General features: G+C 59.8%; 18 protein-coding genes. 6 read left to right on the top strand and 12 right to left on the bottom strand.

Annotated elements, in window-relative coordinates; all coding sequences use genetic code 11:
• Positions 1-11: 11 nt before the first annotated feature.
• Complete coding sequence (locus PIB16_RS13475; RefSeq protein WP_065655602.1) at positions 12-746, bottom strand: SDR family NAD(P)-dependent oxidoreductase; 735 nt, start codon at positions 744-746, stop codon at positions 12-14.
• A 234-nt stretch (positions 747-980) separates the two neighbouring features.
• Here PIB16_RS13475 and PIB16_RS13470 point away from each other — a divergent pair, with 234 nt between their 5' ends.
• Together PIB16_RS13470 and PIB16_RS13465 are read left to right on the top strand one after the other, a co-directional pair.
• A complete protein-coding gene (locus tag PIB16_RS13470; protein ID WP_125146977.1) occupies positions 981-2,627 on the top strand; it encodes a GNAT family N-acetyltransferase in 1,647 nt (548 codons plus the stop codon).
• 60 nt (positions 2,628-2,687) lie between these two features.
• Positions 2,688-3,842, top strand: coding sequence for an amidohydrolase (locus PIB16_RS13465; protein WP_271045743.1), 1,155 nt, complete (start codon positions 2,688-2,690; stop codon positions 3,840-3,842).
• 39 nt (positions 3,843-3,881) lie between these two features.
• On the opposite strand, the gene PIB16_RS13460 is transcribed toward PIB16_RS13465, so the two are convergent.
• The 5 genes from PIB16_RS13460 to bcsN form a co-directional block, all read right to left on the bottom strand.
• Entirely contained in the window at positions 3,882-6,215 is a 2,334-nt protein-coding gene (locus PIB16_RS13460) for a cellulose synthase (RefSeq protein WP_271045742.1), read from the bottom strand.
• On the bottom strand, positions 6,206-7,261 hold the full coding sequence (locus PIB16_RS13455; RefSeq protein ID WP_080857269.1) for a glycosyl hydrolase family 8: 1,056 nt from the start codon (positions 7,259-7,261) through the stop codon (positions 6,206-6,208). Before PIB16_RS13455 ends, PIB16_RS13460 begins: the two co-directional genes overlap by 10 nt.
• The gene (locus tag PIB16_RS13450; protein WP_271045741.1) at positions 7,258-9,771 is read right to left on the bottom strand and encodes a cellulose biosynthesis cyclic di-GMP-binding regulatory protein BcsB; all 2,514 of its coding nucleotides are present in this window, start codon (positions 9,769-9,771) and stop codon (positions 7,258-7,260) included. The genes PIB16_RS13455 and PIB16_RS13450 overlap by 4 nt, the downstream gene beginning before the upstream one ends.
• Complete coding sequence (gene bcsA, locus PIB16_RS13445) at positions 9,768-11,957, bottom strand: UDP-forming cellulose synthase catalytic subunit (protein WP_065655596.1); 2,190 nt, start codon at positions 11,955-11,957, stop codon at positions 9,768-9,770. Before bcsA ends, PIB16_RS13450 begins: the two co-directional genes overlap by 4 nt.
• 94 nt (positions 11,958-12,051) lie before the next feature.
• Positions 12,052-12,954, bottom strand: coding sequence for a cellulose biosynthesis protein BcsN (gene bcsN, locus PIB16_RS13440; protein WP_271045740.1), 903 nt, complete (start codon positions 12,952-12,954; stop codon positions 12,052-12,054).
• 432 nt (positions 12,955-13,386) lie between these two features.
• Between bcsN and PIB16_RS13435 the strand changes: the two genes are divergently transcribed.
• Positions 13,387-14,571, top strand: coding sequence for an AGE family epimerase/isomerase (locus tag PIB16_RS13435; protein WP_271045739.1), 1,185 nt, complete (start codon positions 13,387-13,389; stop codon positions 14,569-14,571).
• A 51-nt stretch (positions 14,572-14,622) separates the two neighbouring features.
• Here PIB16_RS13435 and PIB16_RS13430 read toward each other — a convergent pair whose 3' ends face one another.
• The 5 genes from PIB16_RS13430 to PIB16_RS13410 are packed head-to-tail and all read right to left on the bottom strand — an operon-like array spanning position 14,623 to position 20,058.
• On the bottom strand, positions 14,623-15,585 hold the full coding sequence (locus PIB16_RS13430) for a glycoside hydrolase family 26 protein (protein WP_174036813.1): 963 nt from the start codon (positions 15,583-15,585) through the stop codon (positions 14,623-14,625).
• A gap of 13 nt (positions 15,586-15,598) precedes the next feature.
• On the bottom strand, positions 15,599-16,102 hold the full coding sequence (locus tag PIB16_RS13425; protein WP_174036814.1) for a DUF995 domain-containing protein: 504 nt from the start codon (positions 16,100-16,102) through the stop codon (positions 15,599-15,601).
• 14 nt (positions 16,103-16,116) lie between these two features.
• Complete coding sequence (locus tag PIB16_RS13420; RefSeq protein WP_271045738.1) at positions 16,117-18,054, bottom strand: glycosyltransferase family 2 protein; 1,938 nt, start codon at positions 18,052-18,054, stop codon at positions 16,117-16,119.
• Positions 18,051-19,034: a UDP-glucose 4-epimerase GalE gene (gene galE / locus PIB16_RS13415; RefSeq protein WP_149741836.1), complete on the bottom strand. Its 984-nt coding sequence runs from the start codon at positions 19,032-19,034 to the stop codon at positions 18,051-18,053. Before galE ends, PIB16_RS13420 begins: the two co-directional genes overlap by 4 nt.
• A 1-nt stretch (position 19,035) precedes the next feature.
• A complete protein-coding gene (locus PIB16_RS13410) occupies positions 19,036-20,058 on the bottom strand; it encodes a UDP-glucuronic acid decarboxylase family protein (RefSeq protein ID WP_080857275.1) in 1,023 nt (340 codons plus the stop codon).
• A 383-nt stretch (positions 20,059-20,441) separates the two neighbouring features.
• Between PIB16_RS13410 and PIB16_RS13405 the strand changes: the two genes are divergently transcribed.
• The gene (locus PIB16_RS13405) at positions 20,442-20,792 is read left to right on the top strand and encodes a hypothetical protein (RefSeq protein WP_065656281.1); all 351 of its coding nucleotides are present in this window, start codon (positions 20,442-20,444) and stop codon (positions 20,790-20,792) included.
• A gap of 59 nt (positions 20,793-20,851) precedes the next feature.
• Here PIB16_RS13405 and PIB16_RS13400 read toward each other — a convergent pair whose 3' ends face one another.
• Complete coding sequence (locus tag PIB16_RS13400) at positions 20,852-21,625, bottom strand: helix-turn-helix domain-containing protein (RefSeq protein WP_078052541.1); 774 nt, start codon at positions 21,623-21,625, stop codon at positions 20,852-20,854.
• A 912-nt stretch (positions 21,626-22,537) separates the two neighbouring features.
• On the opposite strand from PIB16_RS13400, the gene PIB16_RS13395 reads away from it, so the two are divergent.
• Positions 22,538-23,503, top strand: a complete 966-nt coding sequence (locus tag PIB16_RS13395; RefSeq protein WP_065656283.1) for a fibrinogen-binding protein — start codon at positions 22,538-22,540, stop codon at positions 23,501-23,503.
• Between the two features lie 152 nt (positions 23,504-23,655).
• Positions 23,656-25,674: a hypothetical protein gene (locus tag PIB16_RS13390; RefSeq protein WP_271045737.1), complete on the top strand. Its 2,019-nt coding sequence runs from the start codon at positions 23,656-23,658 to the stop codon at positions 25,672-25,674.
• The last annotated feature ends 35 nt before the right edge of the window (positions 25,675-25,709 follow it).

Raw genomic sequence — 25,709 nt, 5'->3', positions numbered from 1 at the left:
TGCTCGGCGTGTCAGACGTGCTGTCCGCCATTGATGTGAATTTCCGCGCCGTTGATGTAGCTCGACTGTTCCGAGCACAGGAAATAGATGGTCTGCGCCACCTCGGCCGTGGTGCCGAGCCGCCCGAGCGGCACCTGGGCTTCCACCAGCTCGGCCGTTCCGGGGGAGAGGATGGCGGTGTTGATCTCGCCCGGCGCAATCGCATTGGCGCGCACGCCGCGCGGACCGAACTCATGCGCCAGCTCGCGCGTCAGCGCCGCAAGCGCCGCCTTCGATGTGGCATAGGCCACGCCGGCAAAAGGATGCACCCGTGAGCCGACAATCGACGTGACGTTGACGATTGAGCCTTTTGCCGCTTCCAGTTCCGGCAAAAGCGCGCGGGCGAGCAGCGCCGTCGAAACAAGATTGACGTTCAGCACCCGCGTCCAGATTTCCGCCGTCGTATCCATGACACCGAGACGGCTGCCACCCTCGCCCTTCGGCGAAATTCCGGCATTGTTGACAAGCGCCGCAAGCTTTCCCTCCGGCAGGCGTGAACGCACCTCGTCCGCCAGATCGTCAATGCGGGACAGGTCCTCCAGATCGGCCTGAATGTGGCTCTCCCGCGCTGACGGCCAACGGCATTCCTCGGAGAAGGGTTGCCGCGATACGGTGAGAATTCTCCAGCCCTTTTCCTGAAACAGCTTGACGGTGGCGTGCCCTATTCCACGGCTTGCGCCGGTCAGAAGCATATAAGGAACAGCCATATGAGAACTCCTGTGCCATGCGGACCGTTGAGCCGGCCGCGCATTCAGCCCCACATGTTAGAGCGCTGCCACCGGCTGACAAGGTCTTTTTTGTCGCGGCGCAGCGATGGCGGATCGGCGACGGGCTAATCCCATTTGATGCACGGCTTTCACCCGAAGGGAATATTTGAAGCCGACCGTTTACCCATAAAATGAAGCCTCCCGAATGTGTGATCAGTATTGGGAGGGGGACGAATGCGTATCGATATCATCGACACGGACGCCGGCTTCGAGGCGATCCGCGAAAACTGGGATGCGGTGTTCATGGCCGATCCCCATGCCCGGCATTTCCTCTCCTGGGGGTGGCTGAGGGACTATATGCCGCGCCGCAGGCGCTGGTTCATTCTTGCGCTGCGCGAACGGGCGGAAGGCTCGCCCTATGTTGCGTTTTTCCCGCTGCGCATCGTCACCGAACCGGACAAAAAAACCGGACGTTTCCACGACAGCATCGTCATGGCCGGCAATGCGGCGGCCGATTACACCGGTTTCATCACCCTGCCGGACTATGAAAATCACGCAGTCGCCGGTTTCTGTTCCTATATCCGCCAGCAAAACTGGACCGAGCTGAAGCTCGATTATCTTTCCGGCCCTCCGGAACGCCGCGACGCTATGATCCGGGCACTTCAGGGCCCGCTCGTCATGTTTCGCGACAACATGCCAACCAACCCCTACAACATCAACAATTGCATCTGCCCGGTGGTGACGCTGCCGGACACGTTCGACGGCTATCTCGACAGTCATATGAGCAGCCAGACCCGGCAGAAGCTGAGGCGTTTCCTGAGAAAAGTGGAAGGCGGCGACGAATATCGCATCACCTTTGCAACGAGGGAAACAATCAAGCGGGACATGGACATCCTGTTCGATTTCTGGCGCATCCGCTGGGCGCCGCACAAAGGCAAGGAACGCACGGAACTCCTGATCGGTGCGACACGGCAGATGCTGATGGACGTCTATATCCGTGGCGACCTGGAAGTGCCGGTGCTGTGGTTCGACGACCAGCCGCTCGGCGCGCTCGCCAATATCATCGACCGCCAGAAGAAATCGGTCCTGTTCTACATTACCGGCCGCGACGAGAACTGGAAGACCCCTTCCCCCGGGCTCGTGCTGCATGGCCATTGCATTCGCAGGGCAATCGAGCAGGGTTTCAAAACCTATGATTTCCTGCGCGGCAACGAGCCTTACAAATATTTCTTCGGGCCGGAGGAGCAGAAGCTGAGCTGCACGCTGTTCCGCACCCGCTCGGGCGACAATCTCGGCGGCACGCTTCACCCGCGCAGCATCCGTTTTGTCTACGAACAGGCCCTCAAACTCTATAAGACCGGCCAGAAGGCGGCCGCCAATATTGCCTTCGCCCAGGTGCTGACTGCGGCACCGGACCATCTCGGCGCGCAATTCGGGCTCGCCAATCTGTTGTTCGACCGGGGTGAATTCCGAGAGGCCGAAATCGCCTTTCTCAGCCTTCTGGCCGCCGGGCAGGAACCCGTTGTCCTTTGGCTGCGCATCGGCGAGGCCCGGCTGGCGCAGCAGCACTACCACGAGGCGTCCGAGGCCTTCCGCCAGGTGACCAATCGCGCGCCCTTCCACCGGGAAGCGCTTTACAAATGCGCCGTGGCGCTGATTGCCGCCGAAAGAACAATGGAAGGTGCGGAAATCCTCGACAGGCTGCAGCACTATCATTCGGACGATGCGGCACATCTGGAATATGCGGAAAAGGCCCGTGCAGCCCTTGCCCGGCTGGAACTGGCAAAAGCCAAGGTTCCGCTGCCAGCCGATGTCGTCACGCTCGCCATCAAGCCGAAAGCGGCGGGCAAACGCTGGCACCCGCCAAAGGTTTTGCATTAAAGGCAACGCCCTGTAAGTTGCGGCAGGAAAAACCGGCCGGACGACTTACAAGGATTTTTGATGTTTCTGACCAACAAGGACATGCTCGATCTTATTGAGCTTCGCCATGATCTTCACCGTCATCCGGAAATCTCCGGCGAGGAGAAGGAAACGGCGCGGCGCATCCGCGCTTTCCTCGAGCAGGCGCAGCCCGACCGGCTTTTCGCCGATCTCGGCGGCCATGGCGTGGCTGCGGTCTATGACAGCGGTAAAAGCGGCCCGGCGATCCTCATCCGTTCGGAACTCGATGCCCTGCCCATTCACGAAAAGAGTGACGCCGAATACCGCTCCGGCACTGATGGCAAAGGCCATCTTTGCGGCCATGACGGCCACTCCACCATTCTGACGGCGCTGGCGCTCGGCCTTTCCCGGCAGCGGCCCGCGACAGGTCGCGTCATCCTTCTGTACCAGCCGGCGGAAGAAACCGGCGCGGGCGCCGCCGCCGTCCTCGCCGACTCGCGTTTTGGGCAGATAAAGCCGGATTATTCCTTTTCGCTCCATAACCTGCCCGGCCTGCCTTTCGGCCATGTCAGCGTGGTGGAGGGCCCGGTCAACTGCGCGTCGCGCGGGGTCAAAATCCACCTTTCCGGCAAGACGGCGCATGCGTCTTCACCTGAACATGGCATTTCCCCGATGCGGGCAATATCCCGGCTGATGCCGGCCTTGGCCGAACTGGGCTCCGGTTTTCCGCCAGAGCCCGATTTTTCGATGGTGACGATCACCCATGCCGTAATGGGCGAAGCCGCCTTCGGAATTTCCCCGGCCGATGCTGAAATCTGGGCGACACTGCGGACACTGACCGACGACCGGATGGAAAAACTCTGCGAGGCTGCGGAAACTCTGGCTAAAAAGGTGGCGGACGAACAGCAGCTGACCCTCGACATCACCTATGACGATATTTTCCTGCATTGCGAAAATGCGCCTGACGCGGTCGGGCATATCCGGCGCGCGCTGGACGAGGAAAAAATCTCCCACGGTTCGGAGGGGCTGCCCATGCGGGCTTCCGAGGATTTCGGCCGCTTTCGCGCCGTTTCGTCATCGGCGATGTTCTTTCTCGGCGCAGGCCGGGACTATCCCAACCTGCATAATCCGGATTACGACTTTCCGGATGCGTTGATCGGCACCGGCGCGCGCATCTTCATGCGCATCATCCGCAACCTCACCGACGCGAGATAGCAGCGACTGTTGCTATATCCAGCCGCGATCAGCCGCCCGTCAGCCGCCCTGTGGACCGTTGCTGGGCCGGGCGGCGCGCACCGCAGCCAGGCCCCGGATGCCATCCTTGTTTCCGATAGCTGTGAGGCTTTCGAAAATCTGGGCGGCCTCACCATAACGGCGCATGGCGAGGTAGGAATAACCGCGCAGCACCATCAGGTCCGTGCGCTCATCCGCCAGCCGCGCCCGCTGGTCGAGCAGGAGAAGCGTTTCGGCATATCGCTTCGACCCGAACGCGGAAACCGCTCGATCGGCAAGGATCGAAACCTGCAGCTCCGTCGCGCGTGGGCGATCCATACGCGATTTCGTCGCCGAGACGGCTGCATGGTCCGTCAAGCCCATGCGCAGATAGGCAAGGCTCTGGCCGTAGGCTGCATCGCTTTTGACATTGGACTGACCGCTTTCAATCGCGGATTCGAAAGCTTTCAGAGCCTCTGCCGGACGGTTCGTCTCCATCAGGCACCAGCCGAGATCGAGCGCCTGCTGTGGCGGCAGACGTTGCGGATCGGGATAGGCCGCGCAGGAACGCGGGCGCGATGCAGCACCGGCTTCCCTTTGCACCTGCGCGGGGCGGCGCGCCTGCTTGCGCGAAGGCTCAGGCTGCTGGACGACAGGCGGGTTATAAACCACCGCCGTCTCACCCTGCGGTGCATTCGTCTGCACGGGCGGCGCCGTTACCTGTGCGACAACCGGCGGCGCGGTTATGGGAGCAACCGCCTGCCCGGGCTGGTCCACCATGCGCGCCGTTCCGACATCGGCGATACGTTGCGAACGGCCTCCCCATTGCTGCTGGATGCCACGCAGGCCGGCGAGATTGCGAAGATCGTGATAGCTGACCGCCATGCCGTAGGCCGATGGCTCATCGTCGGGTTTCCAGCCAAGGGCCGTGCTGAACCATTGCAAAGCAAGCGGCGTCTGCCGGAAGGCAAGCGAATACCAGCCGAATTGCTGCGCCGTCGCCGCATCCTTCTGCGCCACCGTTTCGGCGGCGATACGTTGCAGCACCTCCGGCGGCAGGACCACCGGCGGCTCCAGCGCGAGAAGATTTGCCGTTGCGGCGAGATAGGTCGCAAGCGCATCGTCGGATGCCTTGCGCCATTTATACATGACGTCCTCGGCCTCACGCGGCTCGTTACGGTCGATCAGCGCCAGCGCCAGCCCCTGCGAAGCCGATGCGCTGTCTTCCTCTTCCCGCGCCTTGCGGAACCATTTTTCCGCCTCCGCCATGTTCTTCTGCCGGATATTGTACCAGCCGAGCAGCAGGGCGTCGCTTGCAAGCTTATCGGTCTCGGCAAGCCGCTGAAGCCGCATCACATAGGCCGAAGGAACGGCAATGCCCTCCTTCTCCCCTGCCTTGGCCACGAACTGGCGGGCGAGATCGTTCTTGACCGGTTCAAATTCCAGCTGACCGTCGGCGCCCGGTTTTTCCTTGGCCAGCAGTTCGTCCATCATTTCCGCCGGCAAAAGCGCGGATGCCTTCTGCACGGTGGCGAGCCTGTCGCTGGCGACCGTGCAATTGTTGAGGATGTAGAGATAGGCGTCGCGCGCCCGTCCCATCCGGTCGGTATTGGCGAAAGCATCGGCAACCCGCCACAGCACATCGACCTCGCCGCATGTCAGCAGGCTGGGATTATTGGCGGCTGTATCCACCACTGTCGTATATTGCTTGAGATCGGAAGCATTGACGAGTCGCTGGCGCGCTTCGGCGAGGGAAAGCATGCCCGTCAGATTGTCGGGTGGCTGCCAGCCGGGCTCCGCCTGCTGGCGGTCGGCAATCGCCTTCCTCACTTCGGCATAACGGCCGTCGGTATAAAGCTGCCACATGGCGTCGAGCCGTGGATCGCCATTTTCGGGAATGGCGAGAGGATCGGCAGGCGGCGTCCAGTTGGGATAAAGCGCGCGCAGGCGCGCGATTTCGGCCTGAAGACGCTGCGTATCGCCCCTCGCCGCGAAATAGCGCAACGCACTCAGATCGACCTCGGGCATATCAGCCGATGCAGGCTGGGTGGCGCGAGGGTCCGGCGCCTGCGCCGTCTGTGTTTGCGGCGCCTGCCCGCCAACCTGTGTCACCGGCAACGGGTCGGTCGCCGGCACCGTGACCGGCGGTGTCGCGGGCTGTGTTACTTGCGCCATTTCACGGTTCTTGACGAAAGCGTTGATCTGCGCCGGATTGGCCGCCGTCGGCAAAACACGCTGTACCGCCCGGTTGTCGCCGACCGCCGAGGTATGCACGTCCGACACCCGCCCCAGAATGTTATCGCGCCAGTGAAAGGCGGCGAGCGCTATCAGAAGCAGAATGAAAGCCGAGGTCGACAGTGGCTTGTTCATCGGCATTCCCCGTTATTCCTTGCCAGAAACGACAATGCCAGAAGATGCAATGTGGAAGGATAATAAAGTGTTGGCTGGAAGTTTTTGAGTTCGGCGGAAACGGCCGGCCCGCCGCCGACACAGGCCGCGAGCGCCGGAATGATGCGATAGCCGGGATCGGACAGGACATCCTTGACCGCTCCGCTCTTCAGGTCGAAGGTTCCGGCAGCGCCGCTTTCCAGCGTCATGCCGCCTTTCAGCCGGGCGAGCAGCTCCGGCGACCCCATATTCGCCCTTGCGAGATAAAGTGGTATGCGCACCGCATTATAGCCGAATTCCGGCGGGAAGCCCGATGCCGGCTGCGGCTTCGTCTTCACCGATACCCAGTCGGCCGGCAGTTTTCTATCGCTGAAAGCGAATGTCCCGATCTGCGCCAAACCGTCATCGGCAAGCGCTTTCCAAAGCGGCGATGGCGCAACAAGATTGAGCACCGGAAAGGCCTCGAAAATCAGATAGGAAGGATTGACCACTGGCCCATCCTCCCGGTCATCCTCGTCGAAACCGCTGGCCGCCGGCAGAAGCAGCGTTCGCCCGCCGCGTTGCACCACCGTCTTCCTGAGAATGGCGGATGCGATGGCCGCGGATGCTTCGGCATAATCCTGCCGGTTCCATTGCCCTGCCGCCAGCGCCAGCGCATAGGCGATCAGGATATCGCCATCCGTAGCGTTGTTGATATCGGTTACATGCGGTCTGGTGCGCGGATCCCATTTCCAGGCGGAAAGCCCGTCGTCACGCACCAAAAGCTCGGTGCGCGTGAAACTCCAGATCAGCTCGAAGTCGGACAGGTTGTCGGCAAGCACGGCAAGCCACATGCCGTAGCCCTGGCCTTCGCTATGGCTGATATTGCCGTTGCCGGTATCGATGACGCGGCCGCCGGGATCGAGAAACGCGCCTTTATAGGCAGACCACGCCTCCGGCGAAACCGAAGCGGCGCGGCTGACGGAAATACCTGCAATCACCGTCATCATGGACAGGAAGAAAATGCCGGCCAGTTTCGAGATCCCGTTCTTCATCGATGCCGTCCCATCATGCGCAGCATCGTGAAAGTGGCGAGGCCGAGGAGAGATACGAAGCCGATGAACGCCAGCGAATAGGAAAGAACGTTGGAAGAAAGCCAGTTGGCCGCGACCAGCCTCCAGTTGGAAAAGGAAAACGCCCGCGTGACGTAAAAATACGGCCGTTCCACCTCCACCGTTTCAAGTTTTTCGGCAGCGGCATCGTAAGCGGCAACACGTCCAGTGACACCGCGCCAGCGGTTTTCCCGCGTCATCGCCGCCATCCCGTCAAGAAGTTCCGCGGACGTTGGCGCAGTGGCAAGCGTCCACACCCCTTCGCCGGAGGGGCTCAGTCCCTGGGCCAGCATGAAGGAAACATTGCTTGGCGGCGCATAGAGCTGTTCGGCTGCCGGCAGGAAGCGTAGCGTATCCGAACTCAGGTCGAAATTCCGCTTCATCCATTCCTCGAGAGAAGACACCTGCCCCTCCCATACGCCGCCATCCACCCGCTCGCGCCAGTCGTTGAAAAGGGTTTCGCTGCTCTGGGCGGGCGGCTGGACGCCGGTTCCCATTTTCCAGGATATCTGGCTGGAGGGAACAAGATTGAACTGGCCGATCAATGCCTGCGGGAATTGCGAAATCGTGCCGACGAACAGCGCGTCGCGATCACCGATCACCAGCGGCGAGGCGACAGTCTCGATGTCGATGGGATGCCCCGCCACGCTTGCCAGCCGGCTGATCAGCGTGGCTGCCGCAGACATGGTGTCGGTGTCGAAACGGTCGAGCGACAGGGCAACAGGCGCTCCGCCCGTCCGATAGGGCTGTCCGGCCCCCGCCATCGCGGCAAGATCCGGCTTGCGGCCGATCTGCGCATAGTCCGGAATATGAAGTTCAGACGTGTCGAACAATGCAAAACGCGGCGTTGTGCTGGCAGGGGCGCCGGGGGCGCAGGCCTGATCCTGCGCCGTCATCAACACTGCCTCGATGGTGACCTTGTTCGGCCCTGGCTTGAAATGACGCATCGTCACATTGATCGGCAGATGCCGGAAAATGCCGCCGCCATTGTTGGAAATCGGTACGGTCGAGGCGATCTGGTCATTGACGTAGATATCGACATGGCTGCCCGGCAATACCTGCGACGAATAGGCGGCATCGAGAAGAAGCGACGCCTCACCATAAGCGGACGCATAAAAATCGGCTGGCATGCCGACGTAAAATTCGTTGCGGAAACGCCGGCCGCCAAATTCGGTGCTTTCGAAACCAAGTTCGGAGAGCGCGATACGGCGATCCGACATGACGAGCGGCACATCCGGCGCATGCCAGCTTCGGGTCGAAAAAGTCGTTCTCTGCGCACCGGGTGTGCGCGATATCGACGAAAACAGCGTCTCAATTGCCGCCTGCACCGCCTGCGGGGTGGGGCCGCTGACGAAAAGCGGCGAAAGACCGCCCGGCGCGGCGACGCCAAAGCCGGCAAAAGCGCCTGCCGAAGCCTCGGGTGGCAGCGTTCCCGCAATTCCGGCAATCTCGCGGGCGGTGCCGACGAAGACCGTCAGCGTGCCCGCCTTGCGTTCAGCGGAAGGAGCGGCCACGAAACGGATCGTCTGGTTCGGCATCTGGGTTCTGAGCGCCAGCGCCTGTGAAAGACGCAGGAGAGAATCCGCAAATGCCGGATTGCCGAGCGCCGGTGCGACAATCTCGATAGACGTCATCGCCTTGCCATCCGGCCCCGTTGCCTGAATGTCGTCGATATTGGCAAAGCTTCCGGCGACATCCGCATTAAAGCCGATATAGGTATTGGCAGGGTCTATATCGGTCCACAGATCGTAGGTGGACTGGATCGTGCAATCGGTTCTGTGGCGCTGCTGCACACCCAGTCTCACGACATTTGAGCCGACCTGCAAGACGCCTGGCGGTATCTTCAAGGAGACATTGCCTTCGCTGTCGGGCGCTTCGATACGCGCCGGATCCAGCGCGACATTGTTCAGGCTGACCTGAAAATTCGAGCTTTCCGGCGCGACCACGATGGCGTTTTGATACCCGATATTGAGCGAAACGGCGGCGTTTACCTGCTCCGGCGTCAGATAGATGCTCCATTGCCGCCGGTCCATCTCCCCGGAAAGACTGAGCTTTTCATAGGGCAGAATGTATCGGCGGCGGCTGTCGGCGTCGAGCGACGGGGCCGTTGCAGGAACAGGTCTTGCGCCTTCCTGACGCGGAGGAGCCGCAACCAGCGGCGGCAACGGAACGGCTGGGCGCTGTTGCGACTGCGGCGCGGGCTGAACCGCAAATGGCGGCGGGGCGGATGGCTGAGACGGCGTCTGGGCCGGAATTTGGGCCGGAATCTGGGCAGGTGGCTGCTGACGCGGCGCGGCAGGCGCAACGGCGGACGGCGGCACGGGTGTCGGAGCCGTCTGGGCGGGCCGTTCCGGCGACATGTCGAAGGGCGAGGACTGCGCCATCGCGCCCGTGGCGACGGCCCCCCATACCAACATTGCCAGAGAATCCCGGATGGGTTTACGGCCGATCATTTTACCGCTCCGACAGGTTTGGCGTCTCTGGGAGCAGGCCGAAGCGTTCGGACCAGATAATAAAGGCCGCGCTGCGTCTGGAAGAGCGATATGGCGAGGAAGATGGCCGTACCACGGATAAGGCCGGGGTTCTTGCGGCGCACCCGCTGGAATTCGCTCCATTGTTCCGAATTGGCGAAGATCAGGTCCGCAATCAGGCGGTGATCGACGGCGCGTTGCGGCGAGAAGGTACAGCCGATCGAGACGAAACCCTCGCCCTTCACCGTTCGCACCACGTTGACAGGCATGGTTTCAGGCACGCCCTCGCTATGCGGCTTGACCTTCACGATAGCCGTCGCGCCTTTTTCGATGGTTGTCGCGCTGTCGAAGAGATTGATCAGGAGGCCATGCACCGAGACGTTATCGATGGAAGCCGGCACCCAGGCGTCGCTGCCCTCGAGCTTGACTTCGCAACGCCGTTTGACCGTGATGCGCCGCGACGCGGACTTGTCGCCGCGCTCGGAAACGACGCCGAGCGCACAGCCCGCAAAGATGAGATTGAGCAGGTTCCAGCCGCCGACCACAAGCGTGACATCCGCCTTGTAGGGCTCGCTGTAGATGCGCCAGGCGGCAAAGGCCATCGCCACCAGCAGCAGAGCGAAAATGACGAAGAACGGCCGGCTGATTTCCGAAAGCCGTGCCTCGGCAATGGATTCATCCTTCGCCGTCACCTTGAAGGTGGGCTTGCCGGGATTGAAAATCACCGAAACGACGGCAGGCAGGAGGTGAACCGTCTGCACATATTCGTAAAGTTCCGAAATCCAAGGCCAGCGGAAGCTGCCATAGAGATAGTTCTGCATCATCAGGTTCACGAGCATATAGGCAGCCGTATAGGCCAAAAACTCGCCGCCCGAGGCCACGAAAATCTGAAGATCGAAGAACAGGTAGAACAGCGGTGCGAACAGGAAGATGGTGCGCGGAAACGGAAACAGCCAGAACAGCGTCGATGACATGTAGCAGAGACGCTGCGTAAACGAGAGACCGCGCCGAAAAAGGGGCTGGCGGAAGATTAGTATCTGCATCATGCCCTGCGCCCAGCGGCTGCGCTGGCCGATGAAGCTTGCGAAGGTGGCCGGCTGCAACCCGGCGATCAGCGGCTTGTCGACATATATACTGTTCCAGCCGCGCGAATGCAGCGCCAGCGCCGTTTCGCAATCTTCCGTGATGCTGACGCCACTGAAACCTTCGGTATCCTGCAATGCCTCACGCCGCAGCACGGCGGCCGAACCGCAGAAGAATGCACCGTTCCACTTGTCGAGGCCGCGCTGGATGATGCCGTAAAACATCTCGTTTTCGCTCGGCATCGTCTCGAAGGTGCGCAGATTGCGCTCGATGGGATCGGGATTCACGAAGAAATGCGGTGTCTGCACCAAAAAGAGCCGCGGATCCTCTTCGAAATAACCAACCGTTTCCAGAAGGAAGTCGCGGGCGGGCGCGTGGTCGGCGTCGAACACGGTCACGAGCTCGCCGGTCGAATGGGCAAGCCCGTTATTGAGATTTCCGGCCTTGGCGTGGACGTTGCGCTCGCGCGTCAGATAGCGCACGTCGAGGTCCTCGCAGAGCTTCTTCAACTCCTCGTGGCGGCGCTGCGCCGCCTGCGCCTCGACGATATTGCTGGCGTTGCGCTTCTGCACCGAGCCGCCATCGTCCAGCAGCCAGACGGTGAACCGGTCGGCCGGATAATCCATGTTCTTGGCCGCTGCGAGCGTGTTGGCGAGAAGCTCAGCGTCCTCGTTATAGCTCGGCACGAAGACGTCGACCGTCGGCCGGTAATCGGGGGAACCGGGCCTCGTCTTGCGCGACGGCAGCGGCATCGACACGATGACGAGACTGAGCGCCAGCATCACAACGCTGTACATTTCCGCCAGATAGAGCAGAAAGCCGGGAATGAAGTTCTCGAGCTGGTTGACGGGCGGCAACGTGCTGGTGGTGCGCCAGTAGACATAGCGCAGCACGATGGCCGTGCCGAAACCGAGCGCTACCAGACGCCAGGCCCCCTGCCCATTGAAGCTCTTGATCGTCGCCAGCAGGATGAGCGAAATCGCCGTGGCGACCAGATGCGTCTGCAGGCTGACCGGCATCGTGACGATGGCCAGAACGCAAAGCGACACAAGTAACCAGACAATGATTGTGATGGCCTTGCTCATCCAGAAACTTTCCGTTGTCTTCCCCACCCGGAATTTCGGTCCGGAATTTTTGCGATCTGCGCCTTGGCGTGCTCTTTCCCGCTGGTTCCGGCGATCACCTGCATCCTGACGCCCCCCCCGAACCGGACAGACATGCGGGCGACGGAATGGAAACCTGCGGGACCTGCGACGGTTGCCGGCCACTATCTGCCGGCACACCATCCAGGCGCCTGCCCGCCACCGTGGGCCTTGCAGGCTGGAGGGGTGCGCCAGCCGATGCGGGCGACGGGATACTGACTGCAGCAACGGGTGGAAGCGGCTGCGGTTCCGGCTGGGCGGGCGGTGCAACGGCAGCCGTGCGACGAACGGGCCGGGGCGGCACGCTCGCGGTCACCTCGCTGCCGGGCCGCATCGGCACCTCATCCGCCTTTATGGGATAGACCGGGTGACCCGGACGCCCGAGATTTTTATCCACCGCCTGCGGCGTGCCGTAAGGGTTCCAGCTGGGCGAGGCATAGGTGCCGGTGATCGTGTAATTATACATGACCGCCAGCAGCCGCTCGACGCTGGCGCCCGACTGGCAAAGGCGCAGCCGCACCTTGATGCGCCCGAGATTTCGGAAATCCTGCCGCATGCTTTCCGGCGAGCGTATGTCCTGCCATCCATAAAGGCAGGTATCGTCGCCACGGCCGCTGCCGGCGGCATAGGAGAACGCGCCATAACCGTTTTGCAGGTAATTTGCCGACATGGCGATATTTTCGCCCGGAAACTCGGCGCGGATTTCCCGCGCGACGGAAGATGCCCTGAAACCGGAAAAAGCCAAAGCGTCGCCATCGGTATCGCCGGCCTGTTGCGGGCCGAAAAACTCCGCCTTGATGTAGTTCTGCCCGGGGGTGGTGGCCTCGGAGCGCAAGATGACCTGCTGCGCCACGGCATTGGAATAGGTGCGGTTGACCACGGTCACGATTTCAGGACCACCGGGCGGCGGGAAAACCAGCGCCTCGGAAGGAGACAGCATCTGGGATCCCCCGAAGGACCGAACGCCCGCGGGAGTATTGCAGCCCGATAGAACCGCAATGGAGAACAGCAATAAAGTATAGGCAGAAAAATTCACTGCCTTACGCCCCTTTATTTCCCCAACGTCGCCCAGGTTACAAGGAGACCGAATCACTAATGAGCAGACCATTGTTACGAAATACGTGAGGACTACGAATAAGCAATCTCAAATTTGCGTTGTAATTTCTGACACTTTATGGCTAGCGAATCACCATTTCCGCCCATGTTCGCCATGGAACAAGGTGGAACCAATCGCGCTGCTGGGGGTTGGCTTTCTGTCAGGTCCATAATTTTACGGTTGCAGCGCAATATGTCCCATGGTCTACTTGCCTCCATAATGACGTATTTTTATTGGTCCGCTTTTTATTCAACTGTAAAAACAGAGAGTTGACTCATGACATTGCAATTTCCGAGCATCGCGCAGACGCTTGCCGAAGAGATCGGAAGATTACGCAAATGGCTGGATGAGGACGCCCTGCCCCTGTGGTGGGAGGCGGGTTCGGCCCGGCCGGATGGCGGCTTTTACGAACGTCTCGGTCAGGATGCGAAACCGGTTTTTTCCGATGACCGCCGCGCCCGCGTGCAGCCGCGTCAGGCCTATTGTTTCGCCGCCGCCGGCCAGCATGGCTGGCAGGGACCGTGGAAGGACGCGCTCCTGCACGGGCTTTCCTGGTTCGAGAAGGTCTATCGCCTTGAAAACGGCCTTTATGGCAACCTTGCCGACCAGACGGGCCGGCTGATCGATCCCTCCTTCGATCTCTACAATCAGGCCTTTGCGCTGTTTGCCACCGCACAGGCGGCTGCAAGCCTTCCCGAGCGCCGGGGCGAGATGCGCGGCCGGGCGCTCGATATCCTTGCCATCCTCGAACGCGACTACAGACATCCGGTCGCCGGCTTCGAGGAAGCGAACCCGCCGCGCACGCCGCTCTGCTCCAATCCGCACATGCATCTCTTCGAGGCGATGCTGGCCTGGGAGGTGCAGGACCCGGACGGCCCGTGGTCGGCGCTGGCCGACGAGATCGCCGATCTCGCGCTTAACCGCTTCATCGATGGCGGCAATGGCGGCTTGCGTGAATTCTTCGCCCATGACTGGACACCGCATGACAGCGACAAAGGCCGGATCATGGAACCCGGCCACCAGTTCGAATGGGCCTGGCTTCTGGTACGCTGGGGCAGCCTGCGTGGAAACGATGAGGCGATCGGTAAGGCAAAACGGCTGTTCGAGATCGGTGAGGCCTACGGCATCTGCCCGCGCCGCAAGGTGGCGGTGATGAGCCTCTACGACGATTTTTCGGTGCATGACGGGCTGGCGCGGCTGTGGCCGCAGACGGAATGGCTGAAGGCTTCGGTGCGGCTTGCGAGCGTCACGGGCGGTGAGGAGCGTCAGCGTTACCTCGCCTCCGGTCTCAGCGCCATCGGCGCGCTGCAGCCTTTCCTCGACACGCCGGTCAAGGGCCTGTGGTTCGACAAATGGCCGGCCGACAGGCCGATGCTCGACGAACCGGCGCCGGCAAGCACGTTTTATCACATCGTCTGCGCCATATATGAGGCAGAGGCCGTGCTGGCGACGGCCAACTAGTATCGGGCCACCGGACGAGCGGCATCGCCACTCGCCGGTTTTCGGCGTAGATCAGACCTTGGCCGGGCGCACAACGCGCCAGTCCGGTCTGCCGAGATTGTGCGGCCAGGGGTGAACATCCTTGTCGTTAAAATAGACGACCTCTTCCAGCTTCGGAAAATCCGCCTGTTTCAGCGTCACGTCATTCATCCACGGACGAACATAGGAATCGCCGCCTTCATAACCCAGTTCGGCAACCCAGACCGGCTTATTGAAGGTTTCGACAAGTCCATAGCCCTTGCGCAGCAGATCGGTGAAGGTCTTCGGTCCGCCATATTCGATCTTGTCGTACTCCTCGAGACCGAAAACCGAGAGGCCGACCAGATCGGCGTAGCTGTCACCTGGGTAGTAGGCCCGCAGACCGTCCAGACCTTTCGGTGACCACATTACCTTGACGCTGGGAACCGCCTTGCGGGTCATGTCCACCATGCGTTTATACGCCGAGATGTAATCACGCGGGTTCCAGCCCGACCACGAGAAGCGGCCGGACGTGTCTTCCATTTCCTGTCCCCAGCGCAGGATCAGCGGACTTTTCATCGCCGACATGCGTGCGGCGATCGCCTGCATGTTCTGGTCATAGTCGCCTCTCATCACCTTGCGGCGCAACTCGTCGGAGGTGAGCCGCCAGTTAACGTCCCAGGACCAGGGTTCTACGGTGATCAGCACGTTGCGCTTGCGCTCCAGAGCGTAGGCATCCGCAAGTGCGAGACTGTCGAGATCCACGTCTTCCCAGGGCAGGAACAGATGTTCCGTCGCCACCCCGGTCTGGGCCGTGAAATCGCCGTGCGGATCGTAGGCACCAAAACGGATGCCGTCCGCATGCAATGTCGGTCTTTTGTCGGCAAGTGTCTTCATGCCCGTCGACGTCATGGGGGCGACACCCTGTGCGTCGAGCTTGAGCACCGGATACATGCCGGCGGTAAAGGCTGCGGCGGCACCACCTGCGAACAGAAGTTTTCTTCTTGTTATCTGCATGACACCTTACTCCCTACCTTGTTGCCGTCATCGCCTTGTCGTAGGCGGCGATCTGCGGCGTGACATCGTCCTTGCGGACGAGCTTGAGGAATTCATCGCCAGGGCGTGGCGGGTTATGCCGGAACACGTACCATGGCCCGCCCTGCTTGCGCTGGTAGAGCACCTTGCCAATGCGACCGTGGTCGAAGCAGGTATCGGCCTTGCCGTTTCCTGCCGCGCTTTTCCAGGTGGCGCGCATGCACAGGGTGCCTTTGGCATCCACGGTCCAGCGGCCTTCACCGATGGACTTCTTGCCCTTTTCTTCCGTTGCGGCGATGAATTTGCGGTCTTGGGCGATGAAGCGTCCACCGCCCGTTTCCCATTTCCAGGTCTTGTCGAAGTACATGTCCACGACTTCGCTGGTTCTGAGCGGTTTCGGCGTCTTCGTGCCGCCTGCAGCGTGGACCGCGCTTGGCACGACCACCGCAAGACAGAGTACGAAAGCGGAGAATCCGCATTTGCTTATTGTTGTTTTCATCACAGCCTCCTCCTTCATTGTCCGACCCTATTGTCGGCCAGCATGATCTCTCCGGTCGCCACCGCCGGCGGCGGCGCCACGATGGGTTCCGCCTGCATTTCCTGCGGTCCGCGCAATCCCGGTACGGTAATGCGCAGTTTCAGACGCACCGATCTCGCACCTTCCACGCCCGCACCGGCGACCGTGAACCGCGTTTCGGTAAAACTGACATAGGGCTGCCCGTGCGACAGGGCCTCCAGCCCGCCGATCGCATGGGAGCTGAGCTGTACGGCACTGCCCGCCACCAGCAGCAATGAACAGGCGGCGGCAGTCGCTCCCCCGCGCAATGCCGGCAGCTTTGGCAAGCCGTTTTCCATCGCATGGCGGATGAGCAGAAACACCGAAAGGCCCGCATAGATCGCCACATTGATGGCGGCGAAGACGAAGAAGCCCTCCGCCCCGTTTTCCCGCGGCGCCAGAACCATGGCCACGAGGCTGAGCGCCGCCAGAAGAATGTAGGGTGCCACGACCCTCAGCGGCAGCGGCGGTTTTGCCTGCGTGCCCTTGGGGGTGATGCGGAAATCGACGAAATCGCCACGGATCGTGTCGCGTATCGCTGCCAGCACGCCCATCAGCGACCAGGGCCAGCGCAGGAACAGAAATACCATGGCCTCCCAGCTGAAGAGCTTCGCATCATGCGGGCGGAACGCGCCCGTGGCCCGCCAGAAGAAGGCAAACACGATCATGATCAGCGAAACCGGCAGGAAATGCGCCAGAAATGCCGGATAGGATGCGTTGACAAGCACATCGCCGCGCATCAGCGCAACGGCGGGAAGCACGAACATCAGCGCCATGAAGCCGGAAAACAGCGGATACCAGAGCTGCGAAAACAGGAACTGGAACTTTAGCCGCGACGGCAGCTTCGGCACGTAGTGCCTTGAATATTGCAGCAGAATGGTCATCAGGCTGCGCGACCACTGGAATTCCTGCACGATGAGATCGGCAAAGCTCACCGGTCCGTCGCCATGGGCGATGGCGTTGACGGCGTGAACGCCGCGCCAGCCGCCGGCATTCATCAAAAGCGTGGTGGAATGATCCTCGGCAAGCTCCGGCCCAAGGCCGCCGACCTTCCGCAGGGCTTTCGTGCGCACGGCATAATGAGAACCGATGCAGAGCGGCGCCCAGCCATTATTGTAACCCAGTTGCAGCGCGCCATGCAGGCTCGCCTCGGCATAAAGCCTGCCGCGCGCGGCCCAGCTTTCACCGGCATTGGCGTCGCAGATGCTCGGAGCCGAAACATATCCAACCTTCGGATCGGCAAAGGGACGCATGATCTCGCGCAGATAATCCGGTTCCGGCACGTGATCCGCATCGAACTGGGCGACGAAATCATAACGCTCGTAACCGTAGTGATCGTAGAAATAAGCGAGATTGCCTTCCTTGCAGCGTGTGCGCCGCGGCCAGGTCTTGCGATGATACTCCGCAACGCCCTGTCGGGTGGAAACGAAAACGCCGTGTGCGCCACACCATTTCAGCGTTTCCGCATCCGGAGCCTCATCCGCGAGCCAGACATCGAATTCCAGGCCCTTCTGTTCGAGCATGGCCAGCAGCGTCTTCTGCACCACCGCGAAAGGTTCCGACGGCGCCTTGGTGACGACCATCGCCACCCTGCCCCGTGGCAGAGGGGAGCGCCGGTCGACAACCTTCGCGTTCAGAAAGATGAAGATGAAATAGGATGGCAGAAGCGTGATCCACGCGAGCGTTATCGTCACGACAGTATAATAGGGCCAGTCGATGACACGATCGCGATCGAGCCACCAGATCCAGAAATAAGCGAGCGTCACCAGCCAGCCGCCAATGCCGAGAAGATAGGCCGTGCGGTTCCAGCCGGCAAAGACCGGCAGCATTCGCAAGTCACTGGCGACTGCAACCGCACTGGCCGATGGAACGGAAGGGGTGGAATGGGCTTTCATGACCGCACCTCCAGTCCGAAACCGGGACCTGCCGTCCGGATGATGGTGTCGATATCCGAACGCTTCGGTATAAAACCGAGCGTTTCTTCCGCACGTTTGATATCCGCAAACAGGGCTGGCGGATCTCCGGCGCGCCTTGCGCCGAAATGCACCGGAACTTCCTGCCCCGTCACGCGATGGATCGCCCGGATGATATCGCCGACCGATGTACCGTGACCGGAACCGAGATTGACGCGCAGCGTCTCTCCGCCCTCGGCAAGATAATTGACGGCAGCCACATGGGCATCGGCCAGATCGCTGACATGGATATAATCGCGAATGCAGGTGCCGTCGCTGGTGTCGTAATCCGCCCCGAAGACATCCAGTTGCGGAAGCCTCGCGGCAGCCGCCATCAGTGCCCGCGGGATCAGATGGGTTTCAGGTTCATGGCGCTCGTAAAGCTCACCGTCCGGGTCGGCCCCGGCGGCATTGAAATAACGCAGCGCCACGAAACGCAAACCGTAGGCAGCAGCATAATCCTCCAGCGCCATTTCGAAGATCAGCTTCGTGCGCCCGTAAGGGTTGACCGGCATTTGAGCCGTTTCCTCACGGATGGGCAATTGCGGCGGCACGCCATAGGTGGCGCAGCTTGAAGAAAACACCAGCCCGCCGATATTCTGGTCGAGACAGGCATCCAGCAGCGCAAGACTGCCGCCGACATTGTTGCGGTAATATTTGCGTGGATCCTCGACGGACTCACCGACATAGGCATTGGCGGCGCAATGGATAACGAAGGCCGGCGAGAACTCCTTGAGCGTGGCTTTCAAGAGGCCACGATCCAGAATGTCGCCTTCGATGAAGGGACCCCACCGAACCGAATCCGCGTGACCCGTCGAGAGATTGTCGTAAGCGATGGGCTTGAAGCCGGATTGGGCCAGCGCCTTGCAGATGTGGCTGCCTATGAATCCGGCCCCGCCCGTGACGAGGATTGTGCGAGGCATCTCATACGGCCTCCGCCACAGCCTTGCCGGCCAGCAATGCATCGAAATAGACGATGGTTTTTTCCAGGCCGATTTCGAGCGGCACGCGCGGCTGCCATCTCAACAGTTCCTTTGCCCGCGAAATATCGGGGCGACGCTGCTGCGGATCGTCGATCGCGGCGGGCAGATGCACGATGCGCGAACGGGAACCCGTCATGCGGATGACGATATCGGCAAGCTGCCGCACCGGAATTTCGCTCGGGTTGCCGAGATTGATAGGCCCGGTGCAATCCTTCGGCTTGGCCGAAAAGCGCAGGAAACCGTCGATCAGGTCATCAACATAGCAGAAGGAACGGGTCTGGCTGCCATCGCCGTAAATGGTGATGTCGGTGCCCTTCAGCGCCTGGACGATGAAGTTCGAAACCACACGCCCGTCATCGGGTCGCATGCGCGGCCCATAGGTGTTGAAGATGCGTCCCACCTTGATATCGACACCGAAACTACGGTGATAATCGAAAAACAGCGTTTCGGCGCTGCGCTTCCCTTCATCGTAACAAGCTCGCGGCCCGATTGTATTTACATTGCCGAAATAGGTTTCCGGCTGCGGATTGACGTGCGGATCGCCGTAGACTTCCGATGTCGACGACTGCACGACGGTTGCACCACATCTGCGCGCCACTTCCAGTACATTGACCGCCCCCAGGACATTGGTGAGCAGCGTGCCGACCGGATCGCGCTGATAGTCGGGCGGTGAAGCCGGCGAAGCGAAGTTGAAGATCAGCGAGACATCGATGTCATAGGGTTTGCGCACATCGTGCTCGACCAGCAAAAACCGCTTATTGTCCCGCAAATGCGCCACATTCGCGGTGCGTCCGGTCGAAAGATCGTCGAGACAGATCACCTCGTGGCCGCAGCTCAACAGGCGTTCGCAAAGATGGGAACCGAGAAAACCGGCGCCGCCATTGACGAGAACGCGTTGGCCAGGTCTCCATTCGGAGTAGATGGTGACGCCGTTGTCGTGTTCGTTGGGAACGAAATTACGCATTACACACTCCTCCCCATGAGGAATCAGCGCAGCTGATTCATCTAAACTGGATCAAACTCCCGATTGTACGATATCCTGAATATCATCCTCCGGTTTTTACTTCTTCTGGAGGTTTAATATTTCGGTCAGATAAATTTCAACTTTCATGATAGGCGCAGAAGAAAACAGGTCAACTTCATTTTATCAAAATATTACAATTGATTACCCAAAATAGCCCCTTGATTTAATACTTTTTAACTATGCCTCTATTATGCCTTTCTTATTGAGCATTAGCGCAAGCTTCGCTCAACCAGTCGGGGCTATCCTGGTTTTGTAAGGCTCGGTCCACCGGGAACAAAACCGCCCGGCGAGATGCGACAGACAGTCGATTTCAGGGGACACACATGACGAATGAAATGCCTTATTCCCATAGCGGCAAAGCAGCCCGCCATTGTCGCTTCGCGCTTGTTGCCGCAGCACTTGTAACTTTCACCTTCGCGACGGCTTCATGCTCCGTGGTTGAAGACGCCGTTCTCATCAAGACCGCGTCGGCCAATACCGCCACGACCAAAAGCAGCGTCGTTCCGGCGAAGGCGTCCTACGGTTATCAAAAACCCGGCAACGCGGCCGTTACGCTTGTTGCCGATGCCTCGGGCGCACCCGCGGTATCTCGGCAGTCTTACTCGGGCTCCTCTCCCTACATCTGCTCACCGAGCGGATTCGGGCAGAAATCCCGCTGCTTCCTGAGGCCCTGAGCCTCCTGGAGAAATACCGGAGGGAACTGGCGTCCGGACGGCCCTAGCCGCCCTGACGCTCAGTTCTTCCAGCCGCCGGAGAACGTCGTGTCTTCATCTTTGTTGAAGAAGCGCGACGCCGCTTCCGTGCGGTTGCGCACGTTCATTTTCTTATAGATATTGCGAACGTGAACCTTGACGGTGTTCTCGGACAGATGCAGCCGATCAGCGATGATCTTGTTTTGCGTTCCCTTGCAAAGCAGGTCGAGGATTTGCACCTCGCGTGTCGTCAGCGCCGCCACGTCGCCCCTGCTTGCGGCAAGGGCATCGGCGCGGTTGGCGATCACGGCATCGCTTTGAACGCTCTTGCTGTTGACCGAAGGCGAATAGGGCGTGAGCTTGCCGAGAAGAGCGGCAGGAAAATGTTCCCCGCCCTTCATGAGCAGATCGACAGCCGCCATGAAAACATCGAGCCTGAGATTGAGCGGCAGCACGCCATCGATGACGCGCATTCCCACCAGCCTTTTCAGCGGCTCCTCGAATTTATCGATGGTTTCGACGACGAGCGCGATCGGCGCATCGGGATGTTTTTCCCGAACCTCCGAAAGAACGGCATGAAGACGGTCCCCCGACATCCTGTAAGGCAAAACCAGCCGTACATTGTTACCGTAGTCGTCCTCGATGCCCGCCGACGACCTTACGCTCACCACCGCGAATGTGGGGAACTTTTTGCCCAGCGCCTCCATGAGGCACTCGGAAAACAGGTCCGGATCCGCTATGACCAATAAAGTTCCATTTATAGGAGCAACGGCGTTTTTTTGTTTTGCCGCATAATCTGACGTTCCCATGAACATTGACGCCTCCCTCAAGCGCTTACGCATTACTTTCTTTTGGTTGTGCAGTCTGTCGTCCGCCGGCTATCTTTCCCCTGAATACTTGGGGGCGATTCTCCGCTTTAGGCCATGTCAACTATCATTAATTACCCGTTAATTAACACACGCTAATACGAAAAGCTGTGTAAATAAATGGCCCAAACGGGTTATTTTTTACAATTGACATACAAAATAGGTTACGCGGGGATAGAATCATTCATTCTGTAACCGCTGCAAAAACAAATACATCGGAAAAGCTTTCGCTGTGGTTTTGCCTTCCGGGAAAATATAACTTTTAGTTGATATCCCTTTACATAGCTCGCCGGCGAGGCGCGCTGCAGCCTGTTCCTTTTCGGGATAAAGGCCTTTTTCCACCGAAATAAACCATGTTTCTCGAAAACGCCGCCTTGCCCTGACGAAGCGGCATTTTTTGAGGCCAGATCGGCGAAACGATCCGCCGGAGAACCCCCTGCGACATATATATTCGGGTAAAGCGCCGATATGTTTAACCCGAATTGATATCTAGGAAGCGCAATTTTTCTACGGCACAGTCTGACCGTCGCTGAACGGCGGCCGATGGAAAGACACCTCCGGCCTTGACGTGTGTTTGAAAAACGCCGGTCCCTTTTCAAGAAAACATGCAAGCGAAAAGACGAAGCCACCGCGCTCTCCTTATGGAGCGAGGAACGGATTTGTGCGCCGTTTTACCGAGTAGCGCACAAGGGCTGAACGAAAAGAGCCCGATTACGGGCCACTACCGAACCGCAGATGATGCGTACCGAGTGCATCTGCAAAACATCAATCTTCATGCTACCCGGGGCAAGCGCGAAAAAATCCCGTTTGAGATGAGAGGGATTTCGAAAGCTGCTCCGAGCTTTTTCGGAGGAAATCGAAATGGGTTACGATCACAAGGCATCCGGCAGCGACGACGACATCACCAAGATCGGCGCGCTTTCCGATGGTTTCGCCAACACGTCGACCAATGACGCCAAGGTGGAAGACAGCAACGTCGGCACCGCAAACGGTGAAAACCGCAACAACGACAACAGCGACAACAGCACCAATGTGGATGTTGACGCCAAGATCGATGTTGAAGCCAATAACGGTGACAATCGCGACAACGACTATGACTGGAGCTATGACAGCAAGTCCTATAGCGACAACGACACGACCACCAAGACCAGCACCGAAACCAACACCGATATCAAGGTCGACTACGACTGGAGCTATGAAAGCAAGTCGTACAGCGACAACGACACCAATGTAAAAACGATCACGGATACGGACACAAAGACGTCCAACTATTCCGACAACGACACCTCCACCAAGACCACGACGACCTCCGACAGCTTCAACTCCGCAGACAGTTTCTACAAGTCGGATGACGACTTCGGCAACATCACGGGCGTCAAGGATGTCGGCAATCTCGGCATCGCCGGCGGAGACCTCACCTTCAATCTGGGTGACGACTTCTCGTTCACTCTCGATGTCGACAATATCCTCAACGGCTCGCTCAACGGCGATGGTAACGACACCGGCTTCAGCATGGTGCAGGCCAACCACCTGGCAGACCAGGATGAGGCCTACGACATCAAGATGCAGAATGGCGGTGCGGAAAACCACCTGAGCGCCAATGCCGGTGACGCCTATGGCGCCGAGGGCATCGACGGCAAGGGATGGGATCTCAAGGCCGGCGACGACGCAGCAGGTACCAGCACTGCGGATGCATCGGCAATCCTTGCAAATTCCGGCTTCCATCTGGAACTGGTGCAGGGCGCCAACATGCTCTCCAACGCAGTTGATGTCACGATCACAGGCGGTAACTCGAATGTGTCTGATGTCGGTGAGGATCACTCCTGATAACCACCTCTTGACGAAAAGAGCTGCACCGGCACCCGCCGGTGCAGTTCGCGGTTGAAGGACCGGGGTTGCGTAAAACGAAGCACCGCCTCCAGGACGTGTGCCCTCCGCAGCCTTAAGGCTCTGCCGCGATGATCAGGGAGGGACCTCCAATGCATATCGACAAGATTTCGGACATGATTGCGCATTTCATCGGCCTGTTCGACACGGTGATCGAGGAAGCGCGTCTGAGAACCAACTACAGCGAAGGCCCGGCGCATTCCGATCCGGACCGTTTGCCGGACGATGAAGCAGCAAAGCTGCTCGACAAGAACTATGACGTTCCGCTCAAGGACTACGATCCCGGCGTCAACTACCGCGCCGGCTATTATGATTTCGATTATCTGCAGCCGCATTTCGCGCGCATGGTCGAACACGACATGCAGCAGCTCGCAGATGCCATCCCTGTCGATATTTCCGGCGTCAATTTCCGTTTTCCCGGCCGGCTTTCCTTTGAGGAGGAATATGAACTGGTGGTTCACACCGGCCCCGGTTCGGTCATCGCGCACGTGGCGCAGGTCAATATTCTTCAGGACGACGACTATCTGAACATGACGGACGGCCCCTATGTGTGGCGCGACACCAGCTTCGTTACAGAGCGCACCGTCGAGTTCTACAATGAAGCGTCCGTCTTCACGCCTTTCGCCGGTTTCCAGCGCACCGACAGCTACGACGCCCTGCAGGCGCTCGCCAAATCCGCGCACGACTATATCGACCATGCCCGCGAAAACGACGTGACGTCGCTCGGCACCGGTGCGGATCAGGATTTCGTTCTGGCCGGCAATGACATCGACGGGCTTTACATCAATGGCTCGATAGCCAGCGAAAAGCCGATGCTCGACGACTACATGCCCGATCGCGGTATCGCCAAGCCGGCGGAAGAGCCGGAAAAGAGCGACGTTTCGCTGCATGAGGACAGCCCTGCCGGCAACAGCCTCGACGTCGCCGCAGGCGCCAATGTCGTCGCCAACATCGCTACCCTGGTCAATACCGGCGTCATGACGTCGGTAACCGCCGTCATGGGCGACTATCACCAGATCGACGCGATCACCCAGGCCTATATCTATAGCGACCGGGACGAGATCGACTCCGTTTTCACACGGTCGGAAGATCAGGCGGCGACGGCAGCCTTCAATATCGCCAGCTTCGAGCGCAGCGTCTATCCGGGCGCCGAAAGCACGGAGAACAGCAGCCAGGAAAACGGCGAACCGCCGATATTTCCGACCGCCTGGCGCGTCAGTGTGCTGGAAGGCGACGTTTCCTTCGTGCACTGGATCGAGCAATACCAGTTCGTCAGCGACAACGACACGATGACGATAACGACCTCGGGTGCAACCGTCAGCCTGCTGACAGGCGGCAACGCCGCACTCAACATTGCGAATTTCCTCGGCATCGGCATGCAATACGACCTGATCATCGTCGGCGGCAATGTGCTGGACATGAACATCATCAGCCAGATCGCCGTGCTCTACGACAATGACTGGGCGCGCGCCAACCCCGATGCGCCGGACGGCGCCACCATCCAGTCCGGCAACAACCTGCTGTGGAACGACGCCGCCATTCACAATGTCGGCAGCAACGATCGTTTCGAAACCATGCCGGACTATATGAACCAGACGGTGAACGCCATCAACGAGCGCGATCCCAACATGCCGGATGCGCTTGCCCATGACGTCAATTTCGCCGGCTATGAGGGTCTGAACGTCCTCTATATCACCGGCAATCTCTACGATGTCAGCATCATCAAACAGGTGAGCGTTCTGGGCGATTCCGACGATGTGACGCAGGCCGCCGCCAAGGTTCTCGAAAATAACGAGGACGCCACAGTCCATATCGATACCGGCAGCAACGCCGTGGTCAATCTGGCGCAGATCGTCGACTACGACAGCTTCGGCTCCACCACCTATGTCGCCGGCGGCGTTTATTCCGATGCCATACTGATACAGGGCGGCATCATCGAAAACGACACCTCGCAACCCCAGCAAGGCCAACTGGCGAACGAGGTCATCGCCTTTCTTCACGACGATCCCGCCACCATCGAAAACGAATCCAATGGCGTCATCAATGCCGGTCACGACCTGTCATGGTCGAACGGGCATTCGGCCGACGTCATGCAGGCGGTAACCGCGTAGATTTGGCTGGCGGGGCGATAACCGCGTCCCGTCAC

It is taken from the genome of Agrobacterium sp. ST15.13.015, from assembly GCF_027871645.1.
In the GTDB taxonomy this organism is placed as follows: Bacteria; Pseudomonadota; Alphaproteobacteria; order Rhizobiales; family Rhizobiaceae; genus Agrobacterium; species Agrobacterium leguminum.
The sequence above is the reverse complement of the archived record's forward strand: the minus strand, read 5'-3'. Positions and strand labels throughout refer to the sequence as shown.